Source organism: Aquimarina mytili (genome assembly GCF_016735115.1).
Classification (GTDB): Bacteria; Bacteroidota; Bacteroidia; order Flavobacteriales; family Flavobacteriaceae; genus Aquimarina; species Aquimarina mytili.
On sequence record NZ_JAERQJ010000013.1, the window covers coordinates 86,129 to 106,524 of the forward strand.

Annotated in this window: 22 protein-coding genes; 17 read left to right on the forward strand and 5 right to left on the reverse strand. The window is 33.0% G+C overall.

Translation table 11 applies throughout. The annotated features are described in order from the left end of the window. Positions 1 to 9: 9 nt before the first annotated feature. From JJQ60_RS20275 to JJQ60_RS20290, 4 genes are all read left to right on the forward strand, one after another. Positions 10 to 1,590 (forward strand): FMN-binding glutamate synthase family protein, encoded by a 1,581-nt coding sequence (locus JJQ60_RS20275; protein ID WP_201924335.1) that lies wholly within the window; start codon positions 10 to 12, stop codon positions 1,588 to 1,590. A 20-nt stretch (positions 1,591 to 1,610) separates the two neighbouring features. Continuing rightward, a complete protein-coding gene (locus JJQ60_RS20280) occupies positions 1,611 to 2,129 on the forward strand; it encodes a DUF7935 family protein (protein WP_201924336.1) in 519 nt (172 codons plus the stop codon). A gap of 509 nt (positions 2,130 to 2,638) precedes the next feature. Further along, positions 2,639 to 2,779, forward strand: a complete 141-nt coding sequence (locus JJQ60_RS22140; protein ID WP_236669181.1) for a hypothetical protein — start codon at positions 2,639 to 2,641, stop codon at positions 2,777 to 2,779. A 180-nt stretch (positions 2,780 to 2,959) separates the two neighbouring features. Beyond that, positions 2,960 to 3,475, forward strand: a complete 516-nt coding sequence (locus JJQ60_RS20290; RefSeq protein WP_201924337.1) for a hypothetical protein — start codon at positions 2,960 to 2,962, stop codon at positions 3,473 to 3,475. Positions 3,476 to 3,516: 41 nt separating this feature from the next. Here JJQ60_RS20290 and JJQ60_RS20295 read toward each other — a convergent pair whose 3' ends face one another. From JJQ60_RS20295 to JJQ60_RS20305, 3 genes are all read right to left on the reverse strand, one after another. Continuing rightward, on the reverse strand, positions 3,517 to 4,440 hold the full coding sequence (locus tag JJQ60_RS20295) for a patatin-like phospholipase family protein (protein ID WP_201924338.1): 924 nt from the start codon (positions 4,438 to 4,440) through the stop codon (positions 3,517 to 3,519). Positions 4,441 to 4,548: 108 nt separating this feature from the next. Then, on the reverse strand, positions 4,549 to 4,875 hold the full coding sequence (locus tag JJQ60_RS20300; RefSeq protein WP_236669182.1) for a hypothetical protein: 327 nt from the start codon (positions 4,873 to 4,875) through the stop codon (positions 4,549 to 4,551). Positions 4,876 to 5,121: 246 nt separating this feature from the next. Beyond that, a complete protein-coding gene (locus JJQ60_RS20305) occupies positions 5,122 to 7,206 on the reverse strand; it encodes a M1 family metallopeptidase (RefSeq protein ID WP_201924340.1) in 2,085 nt (694 codons plus the stop codon). Positions 7,207 to 7,308: 102 nt separating this feature from the next. Between JJQ60_RS20305 and recG the strand changes: the two genes are divergently transcribed. Continuing rightward, entirely contained in the window at positions 7,309 to 9,411 is a 2,103-nt protein-coding gene (recG, locus tag JJQ60_RS20310; protein WP_201924341.1) for an ATP-dependent DNA helicase RecG, read from the forward strand. 112 nt (positions 9,412 to 9,523) lie between these two features. On the opposite strand, the gene JJQ60_RS20315 is transcribed toward recG, so the two are convergent. Continuing rightward, positions 9,524 to 10,294: a DUF6261 family protein gene (locus JJQ60_RS20315; RefSeq protein WP_201924342.1), complete on the reverse strand. Its 771-nt coding sequence runs from the start codon at positions 10,292 to 10,294 to the stop codon at positions 9,524 to 9,526. A gap of 391 nt (positions 10,295 to 10,685) precedes the next feature. Continuing rightward, a complete protein-coding gene (locus tag JJQ60_RS20320) occupies positions 10,686 to 11,057 on the reverse strand; it encodes a hypothetical protein (protein ID WP_201924343.1) in 372 nt (123 codons plus the stop codon). Between the two features lie 143 nt (positions 11,058 to 11,200). On the opposite strand from JJQ60_RS20320, the gene xerA reads away from it, so the two are divergent. The 12 genes from xerA (at position 11,201) to JJQ60_RS20380 (ending at position 20,246) form a co-directional block, all read left to right on the forward strand. Next, positions 11,201 to 12,277 (forward strand): site-specific tyrosine recombinase/integron integrase, encoded by a 1,077-nt coding sequence (xerA, locus tag JJQ60_RS20325; RefSeq protein ID WP_201924344.1) that lies wholly within the window; start codon positions 11,201 to 11,203, stop codon positions 12,275 to 12,277. A 71-nt stretch (positions 12,278 to 12,348) separates the two neighbouring features. Continuing rightward, on the forward strand, positions 12,349 to 12,927 hold the full coding sequence (locus JJQ60_RS20330; RefSeq protein WP_201924345.1) for a hypothetical protein: 579 nt from the start codon (positions 12,349 to 12,351) through the stop codon (positions 12,925 to 12,927). A gap of 146 nt (positions 12,928 to 13,073) precedes the next feature. Then, positions 13,074 to 13,505 carry a hypothetical protein gene (locus tag JJQ60_RS20335; protein ID WP_201924346.1) on the forward strand — a complete coding sequence of 144 codons (432 nt, stop codon included), beginning with the start codon at positions 13,074 to 13,076 and terminating at the stop codon, positions 13,503 to 13,505. A gap of 191 nt (positions 13,506 to 13,696) precedes the next feature. Beyond that, complete coding sequence (locus tag JJQ60_RS20340) at positions 13,697 to 14,245, forward strand: hypothetical protein (RefSeq protein ID WP_201924348.1); 549 nt, start codon at positions 13,697 to 13,699, stop codon at positions 14,243 to 14,245. A gap of 205 nt (positions 14,246 to 14,450) precedes the next feature. Next, entirely contained in the window at positions 14,451 to 14,912 is a 462-nt protein-coding gene (locus JJQ60_RS20345) for an HAD domain-containing protein (RefSeq protein WP_201924350.1), read from the forward strand. A gap of 179 nt (positions 14,913 to 15,091) precedes the next feature. Next, positions 15,092 to 15,823 (forward strand): toxin-antitoxin system YwqK family antitoxin, encoded by a 732-nt coding sequence (locus tag JJQ60_RS20350; protein ID WP_201924352.1) that lies wholly within the window; start codon positions 15,092 to 15,094, stop codon positions 15,821 to 15,823. An 80-nt stretch (positions 15,824 to 15,903) separates the two neighbouring features. Continuing rightward, positions 15,904 to 16,725, forward strand: a complete 822-nt coding sequence (locus JJQ60_RS20355; RefSeq protein ID WP_201924354.1) for a hypothetical protein — start codon at positions 15,904 to 15,906, stop codon at positions 16,723 to 16,725. A gap of 192 nt (positions 16,726 to 16,917) precedes the next feature. After that, positions 16,918 to 17,274, forward strand: coding sequence for a hypothetical protein (locus JJQ60_RS20360; RefSeq protein WP_201924355.1), 357 nt, complete (start codon positions 16,918 to 16,920; stop codon positions 17,272 to 17,274). 160 nt (positions 17,275 to 17,434) lie between these two features. Next, complete coding sequence (locus JJQ60_RS20365) at positions 17,435 to 17,926, forward strand: hypothetical protein (RefSeq protein WP_201924357.1); 492 nt, start codon at positions 17,435 to 17,437, stop codon at positions 17,924 to 17,926. A gap of 215 nt (positions 17,927 to 18,141) precedes the next feature. After that, positions 18,142 to 18,951, forward strand: coding sequence for a DUF5984 family protein (locus JJQ60_RS20370; RefSeq protein WP_201924358.1), 810 nt, complete (start codon positions 18,142 to 18,144; stop codon positions 18,949 to 18,951). A gap of 67 nt (positions 18,952 to 19,018) precedes the next feature. Further along, complete coding sequence (locus JJQ60_RS20375; protein ID WP_201924359.1) at positions 19,019 to 19,522, forward strand: hypothetical protein; 504 nt, start codon at positions 19,019 to 19,021, stop codon at positions 19,520 to 19,522. A 202-nt stretch (positions 19,523 to 19,724) separates the two neighbouring features. Then, positions 19,725 to 20,246 carry a hypothetical protein gene (locus JJQ60_RS20380; protein ID WP_236669183.1) on the forward strand — a complete coding sequence of 174 codons (522 nt, stop codon included), beginning with the start codon at positions 19,725 to 19,727 and terminating at the stop codon, positions 20,244 to 20,246. The last annotated feature ends 150 nt before the right edge of the window (positions 20,247 to 20,396 follow it).

Sequence of the window (20,396 nt, forward strand, 5' to 3'; positions counted from 1 at the left end):
CTAAAATATATGGAAAGCATTATTAATTTTTTGAGTTCAATATCATGGTGGATGTGGCTTATTGTTGTTATCGTATTAATAGCAATAAGAGACATATTTTTTAATAAAAAACACACCATAAAACATAATTTTCCGGTTTTAGGGCATCTACGGTATATGCTAGAAAGTATTGGACCAGAAATGAGGCAATATTTTGTGGCCAATAACCGCGAAGAATTACCTTTTAATAGAATTGAAAGAGGTTGGGTATATGCATCTTCAAAAAACGAGAATAACTATGAAGGTTTTGGGACCGATCGAGATATCTATTTACATCAGCACATTTTTGTAAAAAATTGTTTGATTCCGTTTAAAATGGAAAAAGATCATCCCAATAAAGAAGATAAAACCTTTCTTCCTTGTGCTAAAGTTATGGGGCAATATAATCAGCGTAAAAAACCATATCGACCAGGCTCTATTGTTAATGTTTCTGCCATGAGTTTTGGCTCCCTTTCTGCCAGAGCGGTAGAATCATTAAATATTGGAGTAGAAAAGGCTAATGCATATCATAATACTGGCGAGGGTGGTCTTTCTCCTTATCACAGTAATGGTGGAGATGTTATTTTTCATTTTGGTACAGGATATTTTGGAGTTAGAGACGAAAATGGAAATTTCTCGATGCAAAAAATGAAAGAACTGGTAGCTCAAAATCCTTTTGTAAAAGCCATAGAAATTAAACTTTCGCAGGGCGCAAAACCAGGAAAAGGAGGTGTTTTACCCGGTAAAAAAATAACTGCAGAAATTGCAAAAATCAGAGGAGTCGAAATTGGTAAGGATGTCCTCTCCCCTTCTGCGCACACAGCTTTTACGAATGTCCCAGAGTTATTACAATTTATTGAAGATATTGCAGATGAAACCGGGCTTCCGGTAGGTATCAAAGCTGCCATTGGTAAAACCGAACAATGGGAACTTCTTGCAGAGCTTATGAGTAAAAGTAACAGAGGACCCGATTTTATAACCATTGATGGTGGCGAAGGTGGTACAGGTGCTGCACCTCCTAGCTTTGCAGATCATGTATCCTTACCATGGGTATATGGTTTTACCGCTATTTATAAAATTTTTCAGAAGCATAATCTTACCGAGCGTGTTGTTTTTATTGGTAGTGGTAAACTTGGATTTCCTGCCAAAGCTGCTATGGCATTTGCTATGGGGGTAGATTGTATTAATGTTGCTAGAGAAGCTATGATGAGTATTGGCTGCATACAGGCACAAATATGTCATACAAATCGATGCCCTAGTGGTGTAGCTACGCAAAGTAAGTGGTTACAAAATGGAATTAATGTTCCTTTAAAATCAGATCGTTTGGCACAATACTTCAAGACATTTAGAAAAGAATTTATAGAAATTACCCATGCTGCAGGGTATGAACATCCATGTCAATTTACAATGCGGGATGTTGATCTAAATGTTGATGATGGAGAACTCACCAAAACTCTTGAAGAATCATTTAAATATACCAAAACACCAGTTACCTATACCTGTGCTCAAGATTTAAAAGATTGTACGTATCTTGGTGGTCAGTACAAAAAAGAAGTTGAAGTAACACAATAATAACACCTTTAATTTAACGAATGGATTTCGATATTATACCTTTAGTCATTTCTCTTATCCCTGCAACGCTTATCACGTTAATTGCTTTTTATTTTTTTAAGCTTCATACTACCAATGAAGAAAGGCGTCGTCGATTTCTTTTACATAGAGAAAATCAAAAACAGGCATTACCTCTTAAGCTACAGGCATATGAGCGTATGGTATTATTTCTTGAAAGAGTATCTCCAGGTAAGCTATTGACTAGAATGCCTCCTGTTGGCGAAAACAAAAAAGAGTATGAGTCTTTATTGGTTCATACTATCGATCAAGAATTCGAACATAATCTTACCCAGCAGATCTATGTTTCAGATGAATGTTGGAATGCTATTAAAACAGCCAAGAATACCACCATCGCTTTGATAAGAAAAACAACCTTAAAAGACGAGGTAACTTCTGCTGATAAAATGAGAGAAGTCATTTTAACGGAGATTATCGAAAAAGGAGCTCCTAGCGATACAGCATTGGCATTTATTAAAGAAGAGATTGGGGATTTGTTTTAGCTTAAAATATGAGAATATTTATATTACTAATTGCTATTATATAATTCTTGTAGCACGAGCCCGAAATGAATTACATAAAGAATAAAATAGAACTTAAAGAAAATGGATATTCCGTTTTAGCCGACTTATATTCAGAGAGCTAAATAGCTTAAATTTCAAACTGTATAGAAAATACTGAACCAATCGGAAATTCATTTCTGAAAACAAAAGATTTATTTGCTATTGGACAATTGATTAAAAGTGTTTCGGATTTAATTGATTTGGTTTTTAATCATAAGATGACCAAGTTGATTTTCGACCTTTCGCAATCAAACTATTTCTTGACAAAAGCCATCTATTTCGACAAACCATGTGAATCGAATTGGTTTGTTGCCTATCACCAAGACTTAAGCATTTCTGTTGACAAAAAACTAATTTGAAAAATTATATGAATTAGACTTTTAAAAAAGGACAGTAAGAAATGCTAAAAATGAATTTATTTATGAGATAAAAAAAGGGGGCCTATCCTAATGAAGCCCCTAATTTTACATGCTTCAAACAAAACAACAAATGGAAAGAAAAGAAGAGTTATTCGTTTAGAGTCTAATAAACATAAACTGACAAAACCACTGAATTGGTTGGAGTATTGGAACGGAAAAGCCAGCGTATAACATTATGTATGTGATCATAGCAGCCAGATGACTAAGAGGGTGATCTGTCTATTTTGTAGAAGTGCAACACTCGCTTGAAAAAATATAGCAACAAATGCGCCGAAAATATCGAAGGTTCTGTAACATTTTATCCCTCTACGACACATATAATAAAGGTTAAATTCAATAGTGAAAATAAAAATGAGTAAACAAAAACTAATTAAACGATTGAAAAATTATTATCCAATGGAAAGATTTCATGCTTTTGTGACATTTCCATTGATTTTTGTTTATCTAATCCTTAAAAATTCATTTATAGATATATTTTTTCTGTTATACGGACTTTTAATCTGTATAATAGTATTAATTCAAGGACAACACTATTGGAAATTGAAGTTATACAGATTGATTAATAAGCCGTTCAACCAAGAAAAAAACTTAAACATTTTCAAGAATTCTAAAAAATTCAATTTGATATTAATTGGTCTGATTCCAATAATATTTGGAATTCAAATATATCAAAATGATTGGCAAATTATACCTGAAAATATAATCGTTTGGGGTATTATAGCCAATGTTTTTGGCATTCTTGAACATATAAATTATTATAATCGTCAGTTAATGATTGACAATTTATCGGATTTAGAATATATAAAGCGGAATAAAAGACTAAAAATTGCAAGTTTAGCTAAAGATTTAAAAGAGAACGAACTATAAAACCTGGTACTAAATAGACAACTAAAGTACTTTAATCCAAATTACCCTGCCATATCAATATCCTTTAGTTTATTCTCTTCGGCTTGTTTGGCCTTTCTGGCAGCATACATAAACCCTTGTCGCCACCAATTACCCATAAGTTTTTTGTCAAAAATCAAAGAGTTTTCGGTTAGTTTTGATGGCGTATAATATAAATTGAGAGGAACGTTCTTATTTATTGCGGCTAACTTGCCCACTACGGTATCGTGACCTTCGACCTGATCAAGCATGTATCCAAATAAATTGACCATCAATGAAAATGGATTTTTACCGAGGACCTTGTTGTGCTCCATATTTTCAGACTCTAAGATAATCGCATCAACCTCGGTGGCTCCTCTACGTATGGCTTCACGAATAGGCACCATACATCCAAAGCCTCCATCGGCATATTCGTATCCATTTTTGGTGGCCAAGCTCATAAAAGGCACATAATTACACGATATCCAGATCCAGTCACAAAAATCCTCATACGAAAAATCGTTAATCGACTTATATTCTGTTCTGTTTTTAGTAAGATTTGAGACGGTTACCACTACATCAACTGATTTTCTTCGTGCTAATCTAAATTCGGCTTCAGAGAAATTCTTGCGTATAGAGGTCCTAAGATTTTGGCTCTCACCAAACGTGCGTTTCTTTTTAATAAACTGCCATAGCGAAGCAAAAAAGTTAATCGAAACAAACTCTCTATTTCCTTTCTTACGTACTACAAAAGGGTTTACATTAAAAATGGTATGCTGATTAACATTAGTATAGATATCATACATCTTACCGATATTACCCAAAGCGAGCTGAGGCACTAATAGACTTCCTGTTGAAGTACCAAGAAACAAGTCATATTTCCGACCTGCTTCATTCATTAAATATTGTGCTACACCGCCGGCATAAGCTCCTTTACTACCTCCTCCCGAAATTACTAATGCACGCATATTTAAGAAATGAATTTGAATTCTAATATTACCAAATATAGTTCTATTTATCAATTTTGAATTATTAAAAATAACTCCTATAAATTCTTATCATTAGAAGGCAACAAATTAAACTACTCTAGAAACATTGGATGATTTTGACGTTAATGAATCCTCAATAACTTTTTCATATTCATCCAGGTTACTTCCTGATAACATTATGCCTACCGCCATATCATCTATTTTTTCTCTAACCAGTAATGATAATTCAACTTCTATGAAGCCGTCTAAATCTATTAATACAATCAAACATTCATTTTCCAAAAACTTAGTTTTTTCAAGTGTTTTACGAAATAAATCTGACATGTAATCATGCTCTATTTCAATGATAGAATTTTTTACTAATATTTTAAAATCAAAATATGTCAACTCCGCTAAGAGCATAAAAGCTTCCATAATATTATTTTTGAATACAATCCATTAATTTGTGAATATTAAAGATTGAGTAACATTGGCATAAAATTCTTTTATCTCACTTATTTTTGATAGAGCAAGATAGATACTAACAAACTCCCTATAGAAGTTCTCAAAAACAAATCATATTTTCTATCTAATTTTTGTAAAAGATACCATGCAGTGTCAAGGGCATAAGCTCCTTTACTACCTCCTCCGGAAATCACCAATGCTCGCATATAATTTTTACTATGGGGTTAATTTTTGTTGTAAAAAATCTTGTTGATTCTTTGGCAAATTATCCTTTAAAACTACGTATTTCTTTTTATATTTTTCGTCTTTTAATAATTTATCAAGGATTTTCCTGCAGGAATTCCTAAAACGCCAATTGTGATGTGTGGCACCATCAATAAGATCTTTTAATGATTGGTCGGAAAATGCTTGTAAACTTTCTAAATAGGCAAAAGCGTTCTCTCTGGCACTAAAGTGGTGTTTTGGTGATGTATACCCAGAGAGTTCATTAAAATACTTTTGATGCTGATCAGTTTGATAGTCTTTGGTACTTAAAACCAAAACCAACCAAAGTACTCTTACATTTTTATCACTAAATCCAATAATTTCTTGTGTTGCATCCAGATACTCTTTGCGATGCTCTGGAAAATTGGACCATAAATGATATAATGCCGGTTCTATAGTAGCGTAAGATTCATCTTTTAACAATGATTCATATTGCTTCTTTAAATCTAATGGTATTGTGCTTAGCGTATTGGCAATAGCCTGTCTCACAAAAATATTATTGGTAGCAAAACCTTTCTCATAAAGCGCTATGGCTTCTGGAGAAGTTTTTCCTTCTAATTGATAGATCGCTTCTTGTCCCAAATAATCATTGGTAGGAAACCCTAAAGCATTCTCTAAAACTTTCCATTTGCCTGCCATAGGCTGTGTACGCTCTTGTGCGAGGCTCAAATATTCTTGAATAAATGAAGATTTTGTTAGAATATCCAGTGCTTCTTGCGATGGAAACTTTACATTCTCCAACCATAGCTTTTTATATTCTGATAGATCTTTCCCGCTCACTTCTTCGGCTATAGAAATAAAATCATCTGTCGTTGCATTCTTAAACTTATACTTCTCCAGGTAGTTATGAATTGTAATTTTAAAACTAGTATTTCCTATTAAATTTCGAAGTGCATGGATAGCCCACGCTCCTCGTTGATAAAAAGTAAGTGAACTAGCCTTAGGGTCTAATAATGCCGTTGCACTGGGTGTTTTTGAAAGCGCTGTAAGTTGTTCTGCACTCTCATATAATTTGTATAGAAAGTAATCCTCTCCAAAAATCTCTTTTTCAGCTAATAATGCATAATAGGTTGCAAATCCTTCTTGTAACCAATGATGTGTACCTTCGGTCTCGGTGACCAGGTCTCCAAACCATTGATGCGCCAATTCATGAGCATTAACATTAATATAATTGCGATCTATAAAAGCCGTTTCGTCGACTACAAAAGCGTCAGAAAAAATAGTAGCTCCTGTATTTTCCATACCTGCGTATAAAAAATCTTTTACAGGAATCTGTTTATAGTTTTGCCACGGAAACGAATATCCTATTTCTTTTTCCAGAAAATCAAATATCTTTTTACTATGTCTATACGTAGACTCAAACCTATCTTTATCTGTTGGATAATAATACATCTCCAAAGGAATCCCGTTAGCCGAAGTTTCTACTACCTTGTCGTATTTACCAATGGCCAATGCCAGCAGATAACTACTCATAGGCTGTTGCATATCATAATGCCAACGCTGAATCGAATCATTTACAGCTTCGGTTTTTACTAATTTTCCGTTAGCGATTACCTCAAAGCCTTTAGTATAATCAACAGTAAGATCAAACTCTACTTTTTCATTCATTTCATCAAAACTAGGCAACCAATTCGAAGTATATTTTCCTTGCCCTTGTGTCCATATTTGATCCTTCCCCTCATAATCTTTAACAAAATACAATGCCTTTTTTGGAGTGGCAGTATAAACTATAGTAATACTATGATTGGCGGTTGTTTTAAAATCTGAAGCAACGGTGATTTTCTTATTATCATATTCAAAGTCGACACGTTTATCGTCAAGTTCTACACTAGTAATCTTCATCTTTTGCGCATCGATAAAAATAGATGTAGTTGGTTTCAATACTTTAAAACTGTAGGTAACTTTTCCTTGTACAGTTTTCGCCTCGGCATCTACTGTAATATCAATCTGACCTTTTAAAAAATCTACCGAATCTATTTGTTGTGCTACATTTCCGAAAGAAATAAGACTTATAACTATGTATATTATAATTCGCATATTCTGATATAATCAAATGTTCTGCCAAAATAACGATTTTAAGCTAGCAATGTGACAAATATCGTATTGAACTATTTTCCAATAAATACTATCTTCGCCCTAATGAATCCTAATATTTTACAAACTCCGATAGACTATCTAAAGGGCGTTGGCCCTTCTCGAGCTTCTTTACTACGATCGGAGTTAGGAATTCATACCTATCAAGATCTTATTAATTTGTTTCCGAATCGATACATTGATAAAACACAGTATTATAAAATCAACCAATTGCAACGAAACTCTGCCGAAGTGCAAATCATTGGTAAACTTATAAACATCAAAACTGTAGAGCAAAAAAAAGGAAAACGTCTGGTAGCAAAGTTTATAGATGACACTGGTGAAATGGAATTGGTTTGGTTTAGAGGGCAAAAATGGATTCGCGAAAATCTAAAGTTAAATACTCCCTATGTGATCTTTGGAAAAACGAAATACTACAATGGATTTAGTATGCCGCATCCAGAGATGGAACTGCTAGATGAACATAAAGCTAATCTAAGAACAGCCATGCAACCGGTATATCCTTCAACCGAAAAATTATCTAATAAAGGGATTACCAATCGAGTGATCATGAAGATGATGCAACAACTGTTTGTAGAGACCAATGTGCGTTTTTATGATACGCTTTCAAAAGAGATTCTTGAAGAATTGAAACTTATTTCAAAAAGTGAAGCTGTTTTTAATGTTCATTTTCCGAAGAGCCAGGAGCTATTAGCCAAAGCACAATATCGATTAAAATTTGAAGAGTTGTTTTATATTCAGTTACAGCTTATCACCAAAAAATTAATCCGAAAACAGAAAATAAAAGGTTTTCCGTTTACTGAAGTAGGGGCTCATTTTAACAACTTTTATAAAAACCATCTTCCTTTTGATCTTACTAATGCTCAAAAACGAGTGATCAAAGAAATCAGAAATGACATTGGCAGCAGTGCACAAATGAATCGTTTGCTACAAGGAGATGTGGGCTCTGGTAAAACAATCGTCGGTTTGATGACAATGCTATTGGCAATTGATAATGGATTTCAGGCTTGTTTGATGGCGCCCACCGCAATTTTAGCCAATCAACATTATATGGGTATCAAAGAACTTACTCAGGATCTGGATATTAATATAAAATTATTAATGGGTAGTTCTACGGCCAAAGAACGCAGAATAATTCATGAAGAATTGGAAGAAGGGTCCCTACACATTTTGATTGGCACCCATGCTATTCTTGAAGATAAGGTACAATTTAAAAATCTGGGATTAGCCATTATCGATGAGCAGCATCGATTTGGTGTTGCACAACGCGCCAAATTATGGCATAAAAACACCTATCCACCACATATACTGGTGATGACTGCCACACCCATACCAAGAACACTGGCCATGAGTTTGTATGGCGATCTGGACATTTCGGTTATCGATGAACTACCCCCTGGGAGAAAAGCCATAAAAACGGTACATCGCTATGATAGTAATCGATTAAGGGTATTTAAGTTTATTGCCGATGAGATTCAAAAAAGAAGGCAAATCTATATTGTATATCCTTTGATACAAGAGTCTGAAGCTATGGATTATAAAGATCTTATGGATGGGTACGAGAGTATTGCACGCTCCTTCCCTACTCCAGAGTATCAAATCTCTATTGTGCACGGTAAGATGAAGCCCGCCGATAAAGATTATGAGATGGAACGTTTTGTAAAAGGCGAAACCAACATTATGGTTGCTACCACAGTGATCGAGGTTGGTGTAAATGTACCCAACGCCAGTGTAATGATTATTGAAAGTGCAGAACGGTTTGGGCTATCGCAATTGCATCAATTACGCGGGCGTGTGGGTCGTGGTGCAGAACAAAGTTATTGTATCCTGATGACCAGTCATAAACTATCATCAGATAGCAAAACCCGATTAGAAACTATGGTTCGAACTAATGACGGATTTGATATTGCCGAAGTAGATTTAAAACTTCGTGGACCAGGTGATATTATGGGTACGCAGCAAAGCGGTGTGTTAAATCTAAAAATTGCAGACATCGTAAGGGACAATGATATTTTAAAAACCGCACGATATTATGCTATGAAAATTCTGAATGACGATCCGGCATTGTCTGCAGAAAAAAACAAAGTATTACTGTACACCTACGGGCAAATGGCAAAACATAAGAATATTTGGAATTATATTAGTTAGTTGTCAGAAGTCAGAAGTTAAGATTTCTGAATTTTGAATTTGGGGCTAGTATTAAGCAATAAAAGCGACCCTATCCCGGATCGCTTTTTTACATATATGGTATTGATAATCATTATGCCATAAACTCTTCTACAGTATCTTGTTGATTGTTGGTTTCTGAAGACGAATCTCCTTTTCCTCTACGATCCAGTACTACTTGATTATATTGATCAATAGCGGCGTTGATATCATTAACCAGGTGATCTCCCTGGTAACTTTCATCCATTTCTAAAATAGCATTAAGTCGAGTAACAAAAGCTCTATAGGTTTCTTCAAGCTTAGTAATCAGATCAGCCATTTCGGCTTCTACTCGCTCCCCTTTTTCTTGGGTACGCTGTATATACATATCAGAAAAGCTAATATTGGCTTTTTGCAACGCATTAATATAATCTCGAACGACCTGAAGCGTAGTGATATCATTATTAAGCTTTGGTTCGGTAATTAAAGCATCGATAAGATCGGTGGTTGTTTGTGTTTGCAACTGTAAATTTAAACGATAGATTCTTTTACCATAACTATCTATTCGTTCTAACAGTCGTTTTGCTGCTTCTTGATACGTTAAGACGGGATGTTTGGTAAGCCCCAAAAGAAGGGTTCGCAAACCTATCGTAAGCTCATCTCGCTGCTTATCGAAAGCAATAATATCTTCGGTATTGGTAAGTTTTTTACTCGGTTCAAAAGCTTTGGCAGCTTTGATTTTGGCTGTAGATAATTCATCAAACCTAACTTGAAGTTTAGGGTGTATAGGTCCTCTTTTTTGAACAAATACCAAGAGATCATCTACAAATTGAATCAATTCACCGTTCCTGTAATTGCCGGTGAACGCAGTTTTAATAGTTTTCATAAGGTGTTGGTTTTAAGAATATATCGAAAGCTACAAAAATGCTATATAAAGTAACATTACATGCAAAAAACTTTACAAAAACTTGATGTTAATGACACATTCGGATCTTGTATCAAGGAAACTGTCATGTCAACGACTAGAACAAATCCGGTCTCGCGGAAAGCTTTATGTCAATGACTTGAACGCATCTAGTGTTGAGGAAACATTCATGTCAGTGACTAGAATAAATCTAGTGTTACGGAAACCTCCATGTCAATGACTTGAACGATTCTAGTGCTGAGGAAACCTTCATGTCAATGACATGAGATATTGCCTAAGTAAAGACTAAAAAAAGCATTATGTAGCTAATCTGGTTACTTTACAATTTCTTCATTTTAAAAAAACAATAACTTTAAGAATCCATATAGTCTTGCCAGGTAACCAACACATATTTTTTCTTATGAGCATCTTTTAACTCCAGGTATCCATATTCATAACAAAACAGATATATCTGTCCCTTTTTGTTTTTCCAGTAATGGGTAAAATAGTTAGGGTTAAAACCTTCTTGAATTATTTTTTGTGCAGCAACAGTTGCTAATCCTGCTTTATTGTATGTTTTAAGAATTTTGCGATTCGTCTTTAATTGCTTGTCTATGGTTTTAAATAATGTATCTTCTTTTTCTTTATTCTTTTGATAATGAAAAGCAGACCTACAATAGGGAGAACAAAATTTTTTATCGGTTCTACCTTCGATCTCATTAGCACAGTGTAGGCAATTTACCATCTTTATATGTAGAATTAAACGTTTATTATACGTATAAATCTACACTAATTCTTGATAAATGCATCTATGCTTTTAATATTTGACATATGGTCTCTGGCAAAAAGCATATTACATTAAAACACTTACTCATTCAAAAACAAAAGATGATTGGGTTACAGTTTTATCCGGATAAAGTGATACAGGCCTTGATTAAAGAGTTGCCAAATCCCAAATGGAGTAGGGAGTTTGGAATGGTTTATATTATAAATACCAAAGAAAATCTAGATATTATTTTTAACACCTTTAAGGGAATAGCCTGGATTAATGGAAGTTTCTTTTTTAAAGATAGAATGATAAACACCAATAACCCTTCTATAGATATTACATGGTTTGAGAGGCGAAGAACAGAATCAAATTATAGAATATGCCCTCATAGTTATTTGCAAAAATTAATATTAAAAAGATATTCAAATAACACTATAAAAAGTTATGTATCTGCCTTTGAAGCTTTTATTAATTATTACAAGGATCACGAACTATTAGATATTAATGAACAGGATATACGGCATTATTTACAAAAACTGATACAACAAGGAAAGTCAAACTCATATATAAATCAAGCTGTAAACAGTATTAAATTTTATTATGAAATTGTTTTAGGCATGCCTAATCGATTTTATATGATAGAACGACCTCGGAAACAACAAAAGTTACCACAGGTACTATCAAAAGAAGAAATACTAGAACTTATTAACAACACCAATAATATAAAGCATAGATGCATTGCTAGTCTTTTATACTCGGCCGGGTTACGTAGAAGCGAGTTATTACATCTAAAGCTTACAGATATTGATAGTAAGCGTATGTTAATCAGAGTCGAAAATACCAAGGGAAACAAAGATCGATATACATTGCTCTCTAACACATTGCTTAAAGACTTAAGAACGTACTACAAGCGATGGAAACCTAAGGAATATTTGTTTGAGGGGCCAAAAGGTGGTCCCTATAGTGGTTCTAGTGTAAAAGAAATTGTGGTTAGAGCAGCAAAGAAGTCTGGAATATCTAAAAAAGTTACCCCACATATATTACGACATAGTTTTGCAACACATCTGTTAGAAAACGGTACTGATCTAAGGTATATACAGAGCTTACTAGGACATAGTAGTAGTAAAACAACAGAGCTATATACTCACGTTGCTGTAAATAATTTTAGAATGATTAAAAATCCATTAGATTTGTAGTCGACATAAAAAAAATAATAGCAATTGTTATTATGCAATTGTTGTAGCACATTAGACCAACCCAAAAACGAATGAATAAAACTACAGTATTATTACTACTATTGGCAATCGGAATTATATCCTGTAAAAATTCTGAAAAGGAATTTGATAAGCTGGAAATCGCTGAAAAATATTTCGTGGCACTTGACGAATCTAATAGTTCTAAAATGAAAGAATTATTAACTGATAGTCTGATAACAACGATACCGAAATATGACTATGAAGTGAGATACTCTAAAAATGATTATGTAGGTAATTGGTTAAAATGGGATTCGGTGTCTGAACCAACTTATAAAGTGCTTGAAATGAATTTAGAAAACGGAACTGTCAAAGCAAAGGTTTCAAAAACTGACAAGAGGATTCTTTTCTTTATGCATAAAACTTTTTTGTCAAATTATATTGTCAAATTTCAAAATAATAAAATAGCATCTGTAGAAGAGGAGTATTTGAATTTTGATGAGGCCACTTGGGGAAAGAACAGAAGTGAACTTCTAAATTGGACAAAAGAAAATCATCCTGAACTGAATCTAGACCATTTCATTAACATACAAAATGAATCTGGAGGTAAGAAGTTATTAAAGGCAATAGAACTTTATAAAAACAAAAAATAACGTGCTACAACACTGTGTATAATTAATTGCTTGGTCACTGCCGACTTACGAACATTCCTGCGGAATATTCTATCTGTGATTTGTTTGCTAACTTAGTTACTGAAACACGCAACTAACCATACACAAAACCGTTACCCATAATTACAATGAGGACTAAAAAAGCTAAAAGGTACGATGAGCAAATTGACCGAGAAATTGAGAAAGCTGTCTCAAAATTTTCCGAACACCTTATGTCAAACTCAAAATGGGTTCGGCTTATTGACGAACTTGTTAATAATTCTGATAAGATTAAAAAACTTGAATTTAAAAAAGTTCAAAAAGATCATATTGGTGAATTGTATCTGACTGAGGACACAACTTATGGGTTTGACTATTGGCAAAACGGATTTGAAGGTCATAATTCACTTGGTGGCTGGTTAACATTTAAAGAAATTGAATTTTTGTTTTTCCCGAGGTTTATTGATTCGGACGAGCATCTTGAACAGGATTTGATGGAGATTGAAAATTTGATATATAAAGTCGGACAGTTCTCTCTTGATATTGACGAAAATGGAATTAAACTGATCTGTTATAAATAAAACACTATGGGTAACACTATATATGTGATCATAGCAGCAAAGTAATCAATCGAATGGTTCTTGTATTTTTGGTAAGGCGCAATGATTGCAGAATGGAAAAGTTAGCAAACAATGCGCAGAAAAACCGAAAAGCAAGGTAACATTTTGCCCTGCTACGACACATATATTAAACGTTAACAACAATTATTAAAATGAAAAAAGCATTATTATTTATTAGTGTTACTTGTTTATTGTTTAATTGTACAAACGGAAAGAAAAGTGATTTTCAAGAATACATAAAATCATTGGATACTATCGAACTTCCTTTCCAATATAATTCTACAAAAGGTTTTTTCGTAGAACAAAAATCTGAAAACTACAATCAAGATTTATATAAGAAATACAAACAATCTTGGGCAGAAAGACCTGTTGGAATATTATATAATAATGGTAAAAATATTGTTATTCCAGAAATAGTGATTGCTGATTATGCAGAAGCGCCGTATCTAATGGTTTATGATAACAATGGAAAAAAACTGGATTCTTTAAGTGTTTTTAAAAAAAGTGGGATAGACATGTTATTTGAAGCATTTGAATATGTTACTATTGACGCCAAAATGGAAATATCTGTTATAGATTCAATTTATAAATGGAAAGAAAATAAAGATAAAAATGACAGAGATCCTCTTACAAAAACTCTTTCTACTGGTAAGACAACTTATAGATTGAACGCCATCGGGAAATTTGAAATTAAAAAATAGTTGTTAACATTATATATAAAATCAAAGCAAAGTTTAGTGTTAGATCGAAAGGTCATTTCCTTTTTGTAATGGCGCTAGACTTTTATAAATTAAACCTACCTACCTGGCGGATGGCAGGCGGGCAAGAAATAAAAATACACAGATAGATCGATTGGTTCAGGTTTGCCTTGCTCTGATTCATATATTTAACGTTATACCCAATTAAATGAAGAATGTAATTATTCTGGATTTAGATGGAGTTTTAATATTAACTCCCAACTGGAAATCTGATGGAATACACTCTGACGGTTATTCGGAATTTAACAGTGATTGTGTACAGAATTTGAATTCTTTAATGGATAATCTGGATGCTGAATTATGGTTAAGCTCAACAAGGCGATTAAGCAAAAACTTAGGGCAATTTCAAGAAATTTTTAAAAACCGGAATATTAAAGTACCTCTTGCTGGTTTTTTACCAGGAGGAACTTTAGGAACTGAAAGAAAAATGGAAATTGATACGTTTCTTGATCATGAACCCATTCGGAATTTCCTAATTATTGATGATGATAAATCCCTAAACGGACTTGAATCGGACAGAAAACAATTCTGGGTCCAAACTGAACTTTTAATCGGATTCAATACTGAAAAGCTAAACGAAGCGCGGGAAATAATAAAAAAATGGGTATAACACTATATATGTGATCATAGCAGCAAAGTGAAGAATCGAATGGTTATTGTATTTTTATGAAGGCGCAATGCTTGCAAAAAGGAAAAGTTAGCAACCAATGCGCAGAAAAAACGAAAAACAGGGTAACATTTTGCCCTGCAACGATACATATATTAAACGTTAGCATTAATTAAATATCTATGACAAAATATATTACTTTCCTGTTTTTATTCTTACTCCTTTCTTGTGGTGAAAAAAGTGTGAATATTCTTGGTAACAAAACCATTTATTATGATACCGGTGAAATAAAATCGAAAGGTAACGAAAAGGAAAATTTAAAACAGGGTAAATGGATTTCCTACCATAAAAATGGTAAAAAATTATCTGAGGGAAGTTACAAGGATAACAAAAGAAATGGTGAATGGATTTTCTGGTTTGAGAATGGTGTACAACGTGCTAAATCAAATTGGAAGGAAAATTTACAACATGGAAAATTTCAAGCATGGCATGAAAATGGACAAAAAAGAACAGAATCAAACTGGATAGATGACAAACAAGACGGAAAGGTTCTTTTTTGGTGCGAAAACGGACAGTTAAAGACAGAAGCCATTATGAAAAATGGAAAATTAAATGGTGATAGGTCTGAATGGTTCTGTGATGGAACTAAAAAATCAATTGGAAGTTTTGATAATAGTAAACCGACTGGGATATATAAAATATGGTTCCAAAATGGACAACTAAATGAACAAGGGAATTATACTTCTTCTGGTCAACCTGATGGAGAAATAAAGAAATATTTTAAAAATGGAAATTTAGAGTTTAGTGTTAAATTCCAAAATGGACTAAAAGAGGGTATTTGGAAATTTTATGATAGTTTAGGAACTGAGGTAAAAGTAGAAAACTATAATAAAGGAAAATTGGTAAAAAACTAATGCTAACAATTTGTATAATTCATATGCTCCCTTCGGGAAGCAAACGCACCATACAAGGGACGTTAGGCAACATTAAGAAAATGAAAATTTTAATTAACATAATTATCTTAGGACTTATCTCTTCCTATTCAGCTACAAAAACTCCTGTAATTTTAAAAGAAAGTACTTTTAAATCTATTACTCAAGCTTCTTATAGTGCAAAAAGGAGTGGTGAATTGACCAGGGAACAAGCATTTAATCAAAGTCTTGACCTGAAGAATTTTTATAATGAAAAAGGAGAATTAATTGAATATTGGAAATATGAAATTGATGGGTCAATTTTTCAAAAGGTAGATCTAGAAAAAAATCAACAAGGGAAGTTAATTAAAAGTACATCATACGATAAAGAAGGAAACTTAAAAAGTTATACAAATACAGAATTTGACAGTAATGGAAATATTGTGAAATATAAAATTTACAACTCAAATAAAGAACTGACTTCAATACAAGATAATGAATATGATTCGAACGGTAATATATTATCAGTAACGAGAACCAACGTAACTTCTAACCGAACTTTCAAAACTAAAAGCAAATACAACTTGAAAAATCAACTAATTGAAGAGACTGATTTTAAACCCAATGGTTCAATTAAAGATGTTAGGACTTTTAAGTATGATGATAAGGGTAACGAAATAGAATCTGACTTAACCAAAGCAAATGGAAATTACACTAAATTTATTTCTGAATACGACAAAAACAATAACATAATCTCCCAATATTGGTATAATAAAGATGGAAGTCAAAAGCATTGGACCTCATTTTCCTATGAATACGACGAAAATAATAATTGGATTACTAAAAAAAGATATTCAAATGGTGAATTAGGTTTTGTTTGGGAAAGAAAAATAGAATATAATTAAAACATTGCCTAACAACATATATGTGATCATAGCAGCTAAGTGATCAATCGAATGGTTGTTGTATTTTTGGTAAGGCGCAATGCTTGCAATGAAGAAAAGTTAGCAACCAATGCGCAGAAAATGTCGATGGCTAGGTAACATTTTGCCCTGCTACGACACATATATAAAACGTTATCTGCAAGAATAAATAGTTTGAACAAGGAAACTTCAAGATACATAATAAATTACTATGGTGGACTTCTTTCTGAACTAGAAAGTAAAGCTTACCGACATATCATTTCATTAGCTAAACTTGGGAATCGAAGAAAAAATAAGAAGCTTTGGGAAGTCTATGAAAAAAAAGAGTTGATTTCAAGCGATCCTAAAGTACTTGAATTAGTTAAAAATGGATCTGATGAATTTTTTAGAAATGCTGCTAAAAGAATATTAAAGGAAAATCCAGAAATTGTCTTCTTAAACAATTGTGAAAAATGTGGAATGTTGGCGAGAACCCCAGAAGCCAGACAATGTAGACATTGTGGAAATAAATGGTTTGACAAAGGAAACTAAATATAAAAATGCAGATAACACAGTGTATGAATTAATTGCGGCGGAATTTCCCTATCGGAAATTCACTTGCATTAATTATCTTTAGCAACGGCGGAAAGTACTCGTGCACTTTCTCGCAACTAATCATACACAAAACGTTGTGCGTAAGTTGACAAATTCAATGAGAAAATATACAGGCATTGTCTTTTCTTTGATTATTATCATAGAGCTTAGCTGCAAATCAAATACAAATGAAGTAAAAATGGAACAGGAAGAAAAACAAATCATAGCAATGTGCCAAGAGTTTGCTAAAAAAGCGGACGAATTGGAAAGTAAAGCATTCGGCAATTCAGACTATAAAGAGAATGGATTTGTTAGTGACTTTAATAAATTATTCGAATATTACGCATTTGGAAAACAAAACAGAACAGTATCTGGTTTAAATTTTAGGCAGCCCCCAAGATATTCGCATGTTGAAAAGGCGGTTTCCATAGAATCAGTTAAAGTGAATAAGTCAAAATATGAGGTCTATTTTTGGGCTGAAAAGTCTTTTAATTCTATAAAATTTATAGTCCAGAAAAAAGATGATGAATGGAAATTAATAAAATTTCAAACTTGTTTAAAAGCAAATCCAAATGAAAGTGACTGTAGTTGGAGAACTCATAAACTATAAAAAGCCTACGCACAACACAACCTATAAACAATACGGGCTTCGGGCTTAATCGCAGGTTTGTGTATTTTTATGAAGTTCGCAAAATCTATTGGATTTTGCTCTGAACAGGAAAAATAAATCAAAACAAAAAGATTTCGCTAAGAGCATGGCCGAAAGCAAACGATAGTTTGCCTCCGTACTGTTCATAGCTCAACCGTTAGGCTCCATTAATCGAAATGATAAACTTCAAACTAAAAAAAATAGAGGACGTAAGACCATCTGGAAGTGGAGAAAATGCTAGAATGAGTTGGTTTTGGCTTACTGATGCAGATTTGTGGTTATCGTTTAAAGGAACAAATATCTACGAATATACTAAAGAAGCGCTTGAATACTTCGGAGATAAACCTTCACCATATAATCATTACCCTTTAGTTCGTTTTATAGAAGATTTTACGCATATTTTTATCGAAATAAACGAGTCTATTCCTGAAGAGCTGTATAAATTAACAAAAGACCTTTCAACCTTTAAAAAAGATGCTCAAAAATGGCTTGATATTTATGAAACTGATGAAAATGAGTATAGCGACTTTTATTTTGAAGAATATGATAATTTAATTTCTTGGACTTATAAGAGGACTTTTGATTCTGGACATTTAATTGGAGGTCCTCATTTATCATTTTACAGAAATGACAATAAAATAAGAATAGTATGGGATGTTAGTCACAAACTTGACAACGGAGTTGATTTGTGGACAGCAAAAGATGGCTTTGTTGAATTAGATTTTCCTGATTTTATTGAGATGGTAAAGGACTTTGGAATTAGATTTTTTAAAGAAATGGACAAACAAGTAGAACTAGCAGTTCAAAAAGACTGGAAAACTGTTCAAATTGACAAAAAACGATTATTAGAAGAACATAAAGAAAGAGAAGAAGAATTTAAAAATCAATTGAGTTTGTTAAAACAAGAAATGAATAACAAAACTGACTGGAGTTTAGTTACTGACCTATATTCTCGAATGAAAAATGAAATAAAAACGAAAGCCTAACAATTTGTAAATTGCATATGCCGCCTTCGGCAGGCAAACGCAACATACAAGAGACGTTGTACACCATATGAAAAAAATACTCACTACCATATTGTTCTTAATCGGACTATTAACATTTGGACAAAAGAATAATCCAAAACAAATTGATCTCGAGGTGAATTCAATAGATTCGAACTCTGAACTTACTATAACTGAGTTCGATTGGGTTGAACTGACAGGAATGGCAACAGACGGTGGTGGAATTTTAAAAATCTGGAAGGATAACAATAATATTCGCAAAGTCATTCAAGAAATTGGACTTTCCTATGGAAGAATTAGGACGACTATTTATTTGACTAATGGAATCCCTATAAAAGTTATAGAAACTGAAGAAAACTTTGAACAAACAGGTGACGGTTTAAATTACTCAAAACTCAATCAAGTTTTTAAACAAGAGCTTTTTGTTTTCAACTGGAAAATGGGAGAAGGAAAATACAAAAAGAATGGAAAAAGAGTGATGAGCGAAGGTGGTTGTTCTCACTTTGATTATGAACCAATTATAGAACTTGCAGAAAAAGCATTAACGAAATAAAACGGTGTACAACACGATATATGTGATCATAGCAGCTAAGTCATGAATCGAATAGTTATTGTATTTTTGGTAAGGCGCAATGCTTGCAAAAAGTAAAAGTTAGCAATCAATGTGCATAAAAACCGAAAAGCAAGGTAACAATTTGCCCTGCTACGACACATATATTAAACGTTGTACAACATATCCAAAAAACTGACAATTAATGACAAATCGGATTTTAACAGCTCTAACTTTGAGAATAGCTGGAATATTTTTATTCATTAAAATATTCGACCATTTTGGCTCATATTTCCTTTCAATTTATGGAACAGCAACAATGGTTCAGTTTGCTGAATTATTGGAAGAACCAATTGATAAATTTTATTTCACCGGAACATTTCTAACCATTGCTAATATTGTTGTTTCTTTATTTCTGTTTTTAAAAGCGGAATGGATTTCTAAAAAGCTAATTAAAACCGATAAAGAAATAATTACCGAATTAAGCCCTAAATCATTATCGAAAGTGATTTTAATAACAGTTGGAATTGTTTGGTTAGCTACTTCAATTTATTTGATTCCCGAGTTTCTAGAATATTGTATTCAATTGACTTCTCAACTGAATGGAAATGAAAACGCAGACATTTCTGACTTTAGCGCAGCTAAATATATTATAAGAACAATAATAGCTTTAATTTTAATCTTTCGGATCGAAAAAATATCGAATTGGATTATAAAACGTATATAAAAACGTTGTACAACAACGTGTCCTATGAAAAGCCTTAGTCCAGTTCTCTAAAGTTAATAAATATTTCCTTTTTGCTTTAAACCATCTTTTTTCTTTTAATATAACTTGCTCAGCATCCTATATGTGATACACCATTTATGGGGTTCACCG